This window comes from Cellulomonas sp. PhB143 (genome assembly GCF_003752595.1).
Taxonomy (GTDB): domain Bacteria; phylum Actinomycetota; class Actinomycetes; order Actinomycetales; family Cellulomonadaceae; genus Paraoerskovia.
The window spans coordinates 76,877-88,848 of sequence record NZ_RKIJ01000013.1 but is presented as its reverse complement, the minus strand read 5'-3'; the positions used below and the strand labels follow the sequence as shown (position 1 = coordinate 88,848).

The following is an 11,972-nucleotide window of genomic DNA, read 5'->3' as shown; positions in this document are numbered from 1 at the left end:
CTACTGCCCGCCCTTCTGGACGAACCCGCGCACGAACGACTCCGCGTTCGACTCCAGCACCTCGTCGATCTCCTCGAGCAGCGAGTCGATCTCCGCGTCCTGGGCCTGGCCCGCAGGGACCGCCGGGGGTGCGGCGGGGACGTCGCCGTCGTCGGGACGGTCCTCGGGTCTGATCTGTTCCTGACCGGCCATGTCGTCTCCTCAGGTGTCCTCGCCGCGTGCGGCGTGCGTGCTCGTCCAGCCTAGGCCCTCACGCTCACCCCGGGCCGGACAGACCCGCCAGGAGCGCGGCCGCGTCCGGGCTCGCGTCCAGCAGCGCGCCGATGTGCGCGCGCGTCCCGCGCAGCGGGTCGAGCATGGGCACGCGCTGCAGCGACCGCGCCCCCGCGACGTCGAAGATCACCGAGTCCCAGCTGGCCGCCGAGACCTGGTCCCCGAACCGGGCCATCACCTCGCCCCGGAAGTAGGCACGCGTGTCAGCCGGCGCGTGCTCGACGGCGTGCGCGACCTCCCGCTCGTCGACCAGCCGCTCGACCGCGCCCGCGGCGAGCAGCCGGTGGTAGACGCCCCGCTCGGGCCGCACGTCGGACCACTGCAGGTCGAGCGCGGCGAGGCGCGGGTGGTCCCAGCCGAGCGCGTCCCGGCGGCGCATGGCCTCGAGCACCCGCAGCTTGGCGACCCACTCGACCTCGCGCGCGCACAGGTCCCGGTCCGTCCCGAGCCGCTCCAGGACCGAGTCCCAGCGGTCGAGGACCTCGGCCGTCTCGGCGTCCGGCGTCCCGTCGAGGGCGACGACGGCGGAGCGCACGAGCCGCGCGTACTCCCGCTGGATCTCCAGCGCCGTCATCCGGCGCCCGTCCGCGAGGTCGAGCGGGGCGCGCAGGTCCAGGTCGCGGCTGACGCGGCGCACGTCCTCGACCGGGTCGGCCAGGCGCAGCGCCGCCAGCTCGGCACGCACGCCGTGCCCCGCGTCGGCCAGGCGCCCGAGGTTCTCGGTCAGCCACAGCACCAGGGACGTCGTGCCGAGCTTGAGGTACGTGGCGACCTCGAGGTGGTTGGCGTCCCCGACGATCAGGTGCAGCCGCCGCCACCGCGACCGGTCGGCGTGCGGCTCGTCGCGGGTGTTGACGATCGGCCGGCGGAGGGTGGTCTCCAGCCCGACCTCGGCCTCGATGTAGTCGGCGCGCTGGGACACCTGGAAGCCGGCGTCCTCGCCCGCCTGCCCGAGCCCCACCCGCCCGGAGCCGGTGAACACCTGCCGGGTCACGAGGAACGGCGTCACGACGTCCACCAGGGTCGCGAACGGCACCTCCCGCTCGACGAGGTAGTTCTCGTGCGTGCCGTAGCTGGCGCCCTTGCCGTCCACGTTGTTCTTGTAGAGGACGACCTCGGCGCCGGGCACGCGGGCGAGCTCGCGGCACGCCGCGAGCATGATCCGCTCGCCGGCGACGTCCCAGCGGACGCCGTCGCGGGGCCCGGTCACCTCGGGCGAGGAGTACTCGGGGTGGGCGTGGTCGACGTAGAGCCGCGCGCCGTTCGTGAGGATCACGTTCGCGGCGCTGGGGTCGTCGTACTCCTCGACCGACGGGCGGTCGATCTCCTGGAGCGTGACGTCCACGGCCGCGTCGCCCGACGGCGCCGGGCGCGTCGGGTCGTCGGTGAGCAGGGACGGGTGCGCCGAGGCCCGGTGCAGTCGGAAGCCCCGGGCGTCCGACAGCGGGTCCTCGTCGTCGTAGTCCCACCGGGCGGGCCCGCGGGCCGCGCCCTGGCTCGCGACGAGGGCGCGGTACGTGGTCACGACCTGGCTGGACATGAGCATCGGGTTCGCGAGCGGGCGCCCCGGCTGCAGGACGCCGTACTCGGTCTCGATGCCCATCACGCGTCGCACGGTCACGTCGTCACCCTAGGCGCACCCGGCCGGTGGTCGCCGTGGGCGTCCGCCCGTCGGGCGGCGCGGTCAGGGGTACAGCGGTCAGGGGTACAGCGGTCAGGGGTACAGCGGTCAGGGGTACAGCGGTCAGGGGTACAGCGGTCAGAGATACTGCCCCGTGTTGGTGACCGTGTCGATGGTCCGCGGCGCCGCGCCCTCACCCTCCTTCTGCACGATGGTGCGGATGAACACGATGCGCTCGCCCTTCTTGCCGGAGATCCTCGCCCAGTCGTCCGGGTTCGTCGTGTTCGGCAGGTCCTCGTTCTCCCGGAACTCGTCGACGCACGCGGCGAGCAGGTGGTCGACGCGGATGCCCCGCCCGCCCGTCGCCAGGAGGTCCTTGATCGCGGACTTCTTCGCCCGGTCGACGACGTTCTGGATCATCGCGCCGGAGTTGAAGTCCTTGAAGTACAGGACCTCCTTGTCGCCGCTCGCGTAGGTCACCTCGAGGAAACGGTTCTCGTCGGCCTCGGAGTACATCCGCTCGACGACGGCGCGGATCATGCCCTCGACCGCCGCCGCCCCGTCCTCGCCGTGCTCGGCGAGGTCGTCCGCGTGGATCGGCAGGTCCGAGGTCAGGTACTTGGCGAAGATCTCGCGGGCGCCCTCGGCGTCGGGCCGCTCGATCTTGATCTTCACGTCGAGCCGCCCGGGACGCAGGATCGCGGGGTCGATCATGTCCTCGCGGTTCGAGGCGCCGATGACGATGACGTTGTCGAGGCGTTCGACGCCGTCGATCTCGCTGAGCAGCTGCGGCACGATCGTCGTCTCCACGTCGGAGGACAGGCCCGTCCCCCGGGTCCGGAAGAGCGACTCCATCTCGTCGAAGAAGACGACGACGGGGGTCCCCTGCGAGGCCTTCTCCCGCGCTCGGGAGAAGATCAGCCGGATGTGCCGCTCGGTCTCGCCGACGTACTTGTTGAGCAGTTCCGGGCCCTTGACGTTGAGGAAGTAGCTGCGGGCGCCCTCGGTGGACTCCTCGCCGCGCGCCCTCGCCACCGTGTGCGCGAGGGAGTTCGCCACGGCCTTCGCGATGAGCGTCTTGCCGCACCCGGGCGGGCCGTAGAGCAGGATGCCCTTGGGCGGGCGCAGCCCGTGCTCGCGGTAGAGGTCGGGGTGCACGAACGGCAGCTCGACGGCGTCGCGGATCTGCTCGATCTGGGGGCCGAGCCCGCCGATGTCGGAGTAGTCGATGTCCGGGACCTCCTCGAGGACCAGCTCCTCGACCTCCGACTTGGGGACGACCTCGAAGACGAACCCGCTGCGCGTGTCGACCGTCAGGCTGTCCCCCGCGCGCAACGACCGCGCCGGGACGGAGCCCGCGAGGCGGACCACCCGCTCCTCGTCGGCGCGCCCCACGACCAGGACGCGCTCGGCGTCCAGGACCTCCTTGACGGCGACGATCTCGCCCGTGCGCTCGAACCCTCCGGCGGCCACGACCGTCATCGCCTCGTTGAGCGCGACCTCCTGGCCCGGCCGCAGGGCTCGGACGTCGACCTCCGGGCTGGCGCCGACGTGCATCTTGCGACCGGAGGAGGAGACGTCCACCGAGCCGTCCGGATGGGCGGAGAGGAAGACGGCGTAGGTGCCCGGCGGCTTGGCGAGCTCCTCGATCTGGCGCCGCTGGTCGACGAGCTGGTCCCGCGCGGCGCGCAGGGCCTCCGCGAGGCGCTCGTTCTTCGCGGAGAGCAGCGCCAGCTGGCGCTCGTGCTCCCGGTCCGGCTCGGTCATCGCAGCCTCCATCCGTTCCGACGCCTGGCGGCGGCCGCCGTGCCGACGTCCGCCGTGAGCACGACTCTAGGCGGAACCTCCCCCGTCGTGGGTCAGGCGGCCGAAGGACGGACACGCGTCGGCGGCCGCCCGCCGCACGCCGCCGCTGGGCTCACTCGGGCGCCTGCCCGACGTCGCGGCGGACCCGACGGATCTTCTTGTCCGAGATCGGCCGCTCGCCGACGTCCTCCGCCGTCCACTCGGCGTCGGCGGCGGGGTAGGCGCCCTTCGCGGGGCGGCGCCGGCGCTCGGGGACGACGACGCCGTCGGCCATGCGCCGCGCGGTGATCAGGAAGCCGGTGTGACCGATCATCCGGTGCTCCGGACGCACCGCGAGCCCCTCGAGGTGCCAGCCCCGGACCATGGACTCCCAGGCGCTGGGCTCGGTGAACCGGCCGTCGGCGCGCAGCCCCTCGGCGACGCGGGAGAGCTGGGTCGTCGTGGCCACGTAGCAGACCAGCACCCCGCCGGACGCCAGCGCGTCGGCGACCGCGTCGACGTTCTCCCAGGGCGCCAGCATGTCGAGGACGACCCGGTCGACGGTGCCCGGGCCCGCGATCTGCGGCAGCACGTCGGCGAGGTCACCGACGGTCAGGTCCCAGGCGGGATGAGGCCCGCCGAAGAACGTCTCGACGTTGCCGCGGGCGATCGCCGCGAAGTCCTCGCGGCGCTCGATCGAGTGCACGCTGCCGCCGTCGCCGACGGCGCGCAGCAGCGACATGGTCAGCGCGCCGGAGCCGACGCCGGCCTCCACGACCCGGGCGCCGGGGTAGATGTCGGCCATCCCGACGATCTGCCCCGCGTCCTTCGGGTACACGACGGCCGCGCCGCGCGGCATCGACAGGACGTAGTCGGCGAGCAGCGGGCGCAGGGCGACGTAGTCGATGCCCGCCGTGTTGGTGACCACCGAGCCCTCGGGCTGCCCGACGAGCTGGGCGTGCGTGAAGTAGCCCTTGTGCGTGTGGAACGTCGCACCCTCGGCGAGCGTGATCGTGTGCAGGCGCCCGCGCGGGTCGGTGAGCTGGACCTTGTCGCCCAGGCGCAGGGGCCCGCGACGCTGGTCGGCCCCCGTCGGCGGGGTCGCGGGCTCGGGCGTCGCCGGGGCGGGTGCGTCGTGGGTCACGACGCACCATCCTAGGTGCCGGGCGTCCGCCCGGCGGCACGCGCGTGCTGCACGGCGCCGACGACGTCGGCCACCATCACCACGCCCACGACACGCCCCTGGCCCACCACGGGCAGCACGGTCGCCGAGCGCGCCAGGCCGGCGACCTGGTCGACGAGCTCGACGCCCCGGGCAGAGACGTCGACGGCTGCGCCCGCCGGGAGCGCCACGGCGACGGCACCCACGGGGGTCGAGGCGAGCCGCTCGGGGGGCACGGCGGCGACCGTCGGCGCCTCGACGACGGCGACCGGCGAGCCCGCCGGGTCGACGACGACGACCGCCCAGGCGCCCGTCGAGCGCGCACCGTGCGCGACGTCCGCCGCGCTCGCCCCGGTGCCGACGACCGCCGTCGGGCGGACCAGGCCGCGCAGGTCGACGTGCGCCACCGCCTGGCGCACGCGGCCCACGCGCACCGCTGTGCTGGCACCCGACCACAGGAACGAGCCGATCACGGCGGCCCAGACCACGGTCACGAGGTCCGGCTGGCGCCCCTGGGCCAGCGGGACGAGCAGCGCCACGACGAGGAAGCCCACCGCGACCACGCGGCCGGTCCACCCGGCCGCCACAGTGCCGCGGTCGCGCGAGCCGGTCGCCGCCCACACCGCGGACTCGAGCACCTGCCCGCCGTCGAGCGGGAGACCCGGGATGAGGTTGAAGAACCCGACGAACGCGTTGGAGAACGCCGCCGCGTAGCACAGGAGCCACACGATGTCGCTGCCCGCGCGGGCCTCGAAGAGCAGCCAGAAGCCACCGGCGAGGACCAGGTTGGTCAGGGGACCGACGACGGCGATCCAGACGCCGTCGCGCGGGCGCAGGGTGGTGCCCGTGTACGCGGTGTGCCCGCCCCAGACGGTCAGCGCGAGCTCGGTCACGCGGTGGCCGAGGCGCCGGGCGACGAGCGCGTGGGCGACCTCGTGCAGGAACACGGAGCCGAAGAGCAGCAGCACGAACGCGAACGCGACCAGGTAGATGCCGGCGCCGAGGTGGGGCTGGTACCAGCGCACCGTCGGTGCGAACAGGACGGTGAGGACCACCGCGGCGATGCCCCAGGAGGGGGTCACGACGACGGGCGCCCCGGCGACGCGGCCCAGCACCCAGCCGCGGCTGCGCGGGGCCCGGCGGTCGGGAGGGCCGGCCGGTCCGGCCGGGGCGGGAGGGGGCTGCGTCACGCCGGTCAGACTATCCGCTCGCGCCGGCGCGCCCGCCGCCCGGACCGGGAGGCCGGGGGCGCCGGTCTGTCGGGGGCAGCGCCTAACCTCGAGCCATGACCACGACGGACGTCAGCACCCCGACCCGGCTGCCGGGACTCTCGCCGTCGCGCGCGAACGACTACATGCAGTGCCCGCTGCTGTACCGGCTGCGGGTCGTCGACCGGCTCCCGGAGCCGCCGAGCGAGGCCGCGGCGCGCGGCACCCTGGTGCACGCGGTGCTGGAGCACCTGTACGACGCCCCGCTCGGGGAACGCACCCTCGCGGCGGCGCAGGGGATGCTGCCCGCGCAGTGGGCCGCCCTGCAGGAGACGGACACCCGGTGCGGGGAGCTCTTCACGGACGACACCGCGGAGGAGGCCTGGCTGCGCAGCGCGGCGGCCCTGCTCGCGACCTACTTCACGCTGGAGGACCCGAACCGGCTCGAGCCGCAGGCGCGCGAGCTGCGCGTCGAGACGGCGCTCGCGGACGGGCCGGTGCTGCGCGGCATCGTGGACCGGCTCGACGTTCGCCCGGACGGCGCGGTCCGGGTCGTGGACTACAAGTCCGGGCGCTCTCCCCGGCCGGGGTTCGAGAGCGGCGCGCTGTTCCAGATGCGCTTCTACGGGCTCGTCCTGTGGCGCGAGTCCGGGAAGGTCCCGGCGATGCTCCAGCTCGTCTACCTCGGCGACGGTCAGGTGCTGCGCACCGAGCCCACGGAGCGCGAGCTCGAGATCACCGAGCAGCGCGTGCGTTCCGTGTGGTCCTCGGTGCAGGAGTCGGCACGCACCGGGAGCTGGGAGCCCCGCCCGAGCCGCCTGTGCGACTGGTGCGCGCACCGGAGCCTGTGCCCCGCCTTCGGCGGCACGCCGCCCCCCGTCCCCGACGGCCGGGTAGAGGTCGCGATCGGGGTCCGCCCGGAGAGCGGTGTCTGACCCGGGGCGGTCCCGGCGGGTGCCGGTCCCGCTCAGGGCATCCGGTCGACGAGCTCGCCTCCGTGCATGCGCCGCAGCAGCTCGACGTCGACGCCCGCGAGCGTCGCGACCCGGTTGAGCCCCGGTGCCGGCCGGACCGGGACCACGGCCTCGACGCCGAGCGTCGTGGCGCCCGCAGCGAGCGCCGAGGCGATCCCCGGCGGGGAGTCCTCGACGGCGACGCAGTCGCGGGCGTCCACCCCGAGGAGCTGCGCCGCGCGGAGGTAGGGCTCGGGATCGGGCTTGCCGCGACGGACGTCGTCCCCGCACACCAGCTGGTCGAACGCCCCGGCGGGTGCCGCCGCGACGAGCGGCACCGCGAGCTCTCGGTAGGACATGGTCACCAGCGCGCAGGGGATCCCGGCCTCGCGCACGGCGACGAGCAGCTCGAGCGCCCCGGGCCGCCACGGCACGTGCTCGCTGATCCGCCGCGCGACGGTCGTGACCAGGAAGGTGAGGATCTGCGGCACCTCGAGGCGGACCCCGGCCTCGAGCAGCACCGCCGCGGAGACCTCCAGGGGGTTGCCGACCAGGCCGAGCGCGTCCTCGTGGGTCCAGGTGCCGCCGTGCCGGGCGACCAGCTCCGCCTCGGCCTCCATCCAGTACGGCTCGGAGTCCACGAGCGTGCCGTCCATGTCCCACAGCACCGCCGCCGGCGTCCGGGGACCCGTGGCTCCCGCGGTGCCCCGCACGCCGCTCGCGCCCGCCGTCCCGGCGCCCGCCTCCGTCCGGAGGGCGGAGCCCTCCTCCACTTCTGCCATCGGGTGCTGCTCCTCTTCGTCTGCGGTGTCCTCTCCCACGGTACGTGCGCCGCGGCCACGGACCGTCCGCCCGCGGGGCGGCGTGCCGGGTGCCGGGCACGTCTAGGCTGGACCGATGAGCGACACGTGGGACGACATCCCGGGCTCGCCGGGCGCGGCGGGGCAGGGCGACGAGCTGCGCACCGTGCTGATCGCCGCCTTCGAGGGCTGGAACGACGCAGGCAGCGCGGCGACGGCCGCGGTGCAGCACCTGCACGACGTGTGGGACGCCGTCGACGTCGCGGAGATCGACCCGGAGGAGTACCACGACTTCCAGGTGAACCGGCCGGTCGTGGCCACCGACGACGAGGGCCGGCGCACCATCACGTGGCCCACCACGACGGTCTCCACGACGCGCACGCCCGTCACGGGCCGGCGCATCGTCCTGGTCGACGGCATCGAGCCGAGCATGCGCTGGCGCACGTACTGCCGCGAGCTCCTCGACCTCGCCGAGAGCTACCACGTGAGCACGGTCGTGACCCTCGGCGCGCTGCTCGCGGACGTCCCGCACACCCGTCCGATCCCGCTGACCGCCACGTCGGAGAGCGTGGGGCTGCAGTCCGTCCTGGACGTGTCGCCGAACACCTACGAGGGTCCCACCGGCATCGTCGGCGTGCTCCAGCACGCGGCCGGCGAGCGCGGCATGCAGTCCGTCTCGCTGTGGGCGGCGGTGCCGCACTACGTGGCGCACCCGCCGTCGCCCAAGGCCACGCTCGCGATGCTCACGCGGCTCGAGGAGCTCGTCGGCGAGCCCGTGCCGCTCGGGGAGCTCCCCGAGGACGCCGAGGCGTGGCAGCACGGGGTGGACGAGCTCGCGCAGGAGGACTCGGAGATCGCCGAGTACGTGCAGCAGCTGGAGGAGGCGAAGGACACGGCCGAGCTGCCCGAGGCGTCGGGCGAGGCCATCGCCCGCGAGTTCGAGCGCTACCTCAAGCGCCGCGACGGCGGGGGCCGCGAGGCCTAGGCGCTCACAGGCGCACGCCCAGCAGCGCGTTCACCGTCCGGGCGACCACGCCGGGCGCGCCGACCTCGTCGGCGGAGGTGTCCCGTCCCGGGGCGAGCGCCGCGTCGGCCCAGGCGTCCACGGCCGCGAGCGCGCGCGGGGCGTCGAGGTCGGCCGCGAGCGCGTCGCGGACCGCGTCCAGCGTCGCGTCGGGCGACGGCCCGCCGTTGCCCGAGACCGCCGCGACCCATCGCGCGTGGCGCGCGAGGCCCCCGGCGAGGACCGCGTCCGACCACTCCCACTCGCTGCGGTAGTGCTGGGCGAGGATGGCGAGCCGGATGGCCATCGGGTCCACGCCGTCGGCCCGCAGCCGCGAGACGAGGACGAGGTTGCCCCGGGACTTGCTCATCTTGTGGCCGTCGTAGGAGATGAGGCCGGCGTGCACGTGGGTGCGTGCGCCGTGGCCGTCGTCGATGAGCCGCGCGTGCGAGGTCGACATCTCGTGGTGGGGGAAGAGCAGGTCCGCTCCCCCGCCCTGGACGTCGAACGGCAGGCCGAGCCCGTCGCGCGCGATGACGGCGCACTCGACGTGCCAGCCGGGCCGCCCGCTGCCGAGCGTCGCGCAGTCCCACGCCGGCTCGCCCGGGCGCTCGCGGCGCCACAGCAGCGGGTCGAGCGGATGACGCTTGCCGGGCCGCTCCGGGTCCCCGCCGCGCTCGGCGAAGAGCGTCGCCATCTCCTGCGGGGACAGGCGCGCGACGTCACCGAACGACGGGTCGGCCGAGAGGTCGGCGTACACGTCGCCGAGGCCGGGCTCCGTGCCGCCCGCCCCCGCCTCGAGCGGCACCCGGTAGGCCGCACCCGTCTCGAGCAGGCGGGCGACGGCGTCCTGCACGCGCGGGATGGTCTCGACGACACCCTCGTAGACGTCGGGCGGCACGACGCCGAGCGCCGTCATGTCCTCCGCGAAGAGCGCGATCTGCTCGGTGGCCAGGTCCCGCCACCCGACACCGGTCGCGGTCGCCCGCTCGAGGAGCGGGTCGTCGACGTCCGTGACGTTCGAGGCCATGACCACCTCGTGGCCGGCGTCGAGCCAGGCCCGGTAGAGCAGGTCGAACGCGACGTACGTGGCCGCGTGGCCGAGGTGGGTGGCGTCGTAGGGGGTGATGCCGCAGACGTACATCGTGGCGCGGCGACCGTGCGCGGCGACGACCTGCGCACCGGTCGAGCTGTCGTGGACGCGGACCTGGCGGCCCTCTCCGGGCAGCGCGGGAATCTGTGGGGCGGGCCAGGTGAGCACCCGGCCACCCTATCGGCCGTCAGGCGGTCAGCACGCCCGTGACCAGCATGACGGAGACCACGGCGGCCAGACCCAGGCGGTACCAGACGAACGGCCGGTAGCTGTAGGTCGAGATGATCTTGAGGAAGACGATGATCACCAGGTAGCCGACGACGAACGCGATCAGCGTGGCCACCAGCGTCGCCCCCGCGCCGGGCGAGCCGGGCTCGGGCCCGTCGGCGACGGACTTCGCGAGCTGGAAGAACCCGGAGCCGAGCACGGCAGGGATCGCGAGGAGGAACGAGTAGCGGGCAGCCGCCTCGCGGGTGAACCCCATGAGCAGGCCCGCCGTGATGGTCCCGCCGGACCGCGAGACCCCCGGGATGAGCGCGAGCGCCTGCGCGAACCCGTAGCCGACCGCGCTGGCGGGGGTCAGGTCGTCCAACGGGCGCACCTTGCGCCCGACGCGGTCGGCGACGCCCAGGAGCACGCCGAACAGCGCGAGCATCGCCACGGTGATCCAGAGGTTGCGCAGGTTCGTCTCGATGGCGTCCTGGAACAGGAGCCCGAGGATCACGATCGGCACGGAGCCGAGGGCGATGAACCACGCCATCCGGGCGTGCAGGTCGTGGGCGCCCATGCGCGAGCGCCAGTCCGTGCCCGCGTCGCCGCGCACCGCCTTCCACCAGGCGACGCAGATCTGCCTGATGTCGCGGCGGAAGTACAGCAGCACCGCGGTCTCCGTGCCGATCTGCGTGATCGCGGTGAACGCGGCGCCCGGGTCCACGTCCCCGAGGAGCTGGCCGACGATGCTCAGGTGCGCGCTGGAGGAGATCGGGAGGAACTCGGTCAGGCCCTGCACCAGGCCGAGGACGACTGCTTCCCATGAGTTCACGAGCGGTCACGATACACACCGGGCGCACGACGTCCCGGTAGCCTGCGGCCATGGAACTTCGCCAGCTCGGGCGCACCGGCCTGCACGTCTCCTCGCTCGGGCTCGGCACCATGACGTGGGGGCGGGACACGGACGAGATCGACGCAGCCGAGCAGCTGCGCCTCTTCGTGGACGCGGGCGGCACGCTCGTCGACACGGCAGCCTCCTACGGCGACGGCGCCGCCGAGTCGGTGCTCGGGTCGTTGCTGGCCGCCGAGGTGGACCGGTCCGAGGTGCTGCTGTGCACCAAGGCGGGCGTCCGCCGCGAGCGGGACGCCGCGATCGTCGACGCGTCCCGCGGGGCGCTGCTCGACTCGCTGGACCGCTCGCTCGCGCGGCTGGGCACGGACCACGTCGACCTGTTCCTCGTGCAGGCGCCGGACGGGCGCACCCCGCTCGCCGAGACGGTGTCGGCCCTGCGCCAGGCCGTCACGAGCGGGCGGGCACGCTACGTCGGGCTCTCGAACCACGCGGGCTGGCAGACGGCGCGGGCCGCGACGCTGCTCGAGGCGGGCGGGGACTGCGAGCTCGCGGCGGTCGAGCTGGAGTACTCGCTGCTCGAGCGCGGGCTCGAGCGCGAGGTCGCCCCCGCGGCGCAGGCGCTCGGGATCGGCGTGCTCGCGTGGTCCCCGCTCGGACGCGGCGTCCTGACAGGCAAGTACCGCCGGGCCATGCCCGCGGACTCCCGGGGTGCGAGCAGCCACCTGGCGTCCTTCGTCGAGCCGTACCTCGGGCGCGACTCGTCCGGCGTCGTCGAGGCGGTGGCCACGGCGGCGGACGGCCTGGGGCGCGCGCCGCTCGAGGTCGCGCTGGCGTGGCTGCTCGCCCGCGACGTCGGCTCCGCGATCGTCGGGGCGCGGACCCCCGCCCAGCTGCGGGCGACGCTCGGGGCGACGGACGTCGTGCTGCCAGCCGCCGTGCTGAGCGCGCTCGACGACGTGAGCGCCCCGGGTCGCGGGTACCCCGAGACCCGCTGACCCCGCTGACCCCGAG

General features: G+C 74.5%; 11 protein-coding genes. 3 read left to right on the top strand and 8 right to left on the bottom strand.

Features of this window, described 5'->3' with window-relative positions:
* The 5 genes from EDF32_RS10570 to EDF32_RS10545 all read right to left on the bottom strand — a co-directional run bounded on the left by EDF32_RS10570 (position 1) and on the right by EDF32_RS10545 (position 6,031).
* Entirely contained in the window at positions 1 to 192 is a 192-nt protein-coding gene (locus EDF32_RS10570) for a ubiquitin-like protein Pup (RefSeq protein ID WP_123308516.1), read from the bottom strand.
* A gap of 64 nt (positions 193 to 256) precedes the next feature.
* Positions 257 to 1,876: a depupylase/deamidase Dop gene (gene dop / locus EDF32_RS10565; protein WP_123308515.1), complete on the bottom strand. Its 1,620-nt coding sequence runs from the start codon at positions 1,874 to 1,876 to the stop codon at positions 257 to 259.
* A 156-nt stretch (positions 1,877 to 2,032) separates the two neighbouring features.
* Complete coding sequence (gene arc, locus EDF32_RS10555; RefSeq protein WP_123308514.1) at positions 2,033 to 3,661, bottom strand: proteasome ATPase; 1,629 nt, start codon at positions 3,659 to 3,661, stop codon at positions 2,033 to 2,035.
* A gap of 151 nt (positions 3,662 to 3,812) precedes the next feature.
* Positions 3,813 to 4,823, bottom strand: coding sequence for a tRNA (adenine-N1)-methyltransferase (locus tag EDF32_RS10550; RefSeq protein ID WP_233565860.1), 1,011 nt, complete (start codon positions 4,821 to 4,823; stop codon positions 3,813 to 3,815).
* 11 nt (positions 4,824 to 4,834) lie between these two features.
* Complete coding sequence (locus tag EDF32_RS10545) at positions 4,835 to 6,031, bottom strand: site-2 protease family protein (RefSeq protein WP_233565859.1); 1,197 nt, start codon at positions 6,029 to 6,031, stop codon at positions 4,835 to 4,837.
* 95 nt (positions 6,032 to 6,126) lie between these two features.
* Here EDF32_RS10545 and EDF32_RS10540 point away from each other — a divergent pair, with 95 nt between their 5' ends.
* Positions 6,127 to 6,984 (top strand): PD-(D/E)XK nuclease family protein, encoded by an 858-nt coding sequence (locus EDF32_RS10540; protein WP_123308512.1) that lies wholly within the window; start codon positions 6,127 to 6,129, stop codon positions 6,982 to 6,984.
* 32 nt (positions 6,985 to 7,016) lie between these two features.
* On the opposite strand, the gene EDF32_RS10535 is transcribed toward EDF32_RS10540, so the two are convergent.
* A complete protein-coding gene (locus EDF32_RS10535) occupies positions 7,017 to 7,784 on the bottom strand; it encodes an HAD family phosphatase (protein ID WP_123308511.1) in 768 nt (255 codons plus the stop codon).
* A gap of 115 nt (positions 7,785 to 7,899) precedes the next feature.
* On the opposite strand from EDF32_RS10535, the gene EDF32_RS10530 reads away from it, so the two are divergent.
* Positions 7,900 to 8,787: a PAC2 family protein gene (locus tag EDF32_RS10530; protein WP_123308510.1), complete on the top strand. Its 888-nt coding sequence runs from the start codon at positions 7,900 to 7,902 to the stop codon at positions 8,785 to 8,787.
* Between the two features lie 4 nt (positions 8,788 to 8,791).
* On the opposite strand, the gene mshC is transcribed toward EDF32_RS10530, so the two are convergent.
* Both mshC and EDF32_RS10520 read right to left on the bottom strand, forming a co-directional pair.
* Entirely contained in the window at positions 8,792 to 10,066 is a 1,275-nt protein-coding gene (mshC, locus tag EDF32_RS10525) for a cysteine--1-D-myo-inosityl 2-amino-2-deoxy-alpha-D-glucopyranoside ligase (protein WP_123308509.1), read from the bottom strand.
* A 19-nt stretch (positions 10,067 to 10,085) separates the two neighbouring features.
* Positions 10,086 to 10,940, bottom strand: coding sequence for an undecaprenyl-diphosphate phosphatase (locus EDF32_RS10520; RefSeq protein WP_123308508.1), 855 nt, complete (start codon positions 10,938 to 10,940; stop codon positions 10,086 to 10,088).
* Between the two features lie 50 nt (positions 10,941 to 10,990).
* Here EDF32_RS10520 and EDF32_RS10515 point away from each other — a divergent pair, with 50 nt between their 5' ends.
* Positions 10,991 to 11,956: an aldo/keto reductase gene (locus EDF32_RS10515; protein WP_123308507.1), complete on the top strand. Its 966-nt coding sequence runs from the start codon at positions 10,991 to 10,993 to the stop codon at positions 11,954 to 11,956.
* Positions 11,957 to 11,972 lie beyond the last annotated feature (16 nt).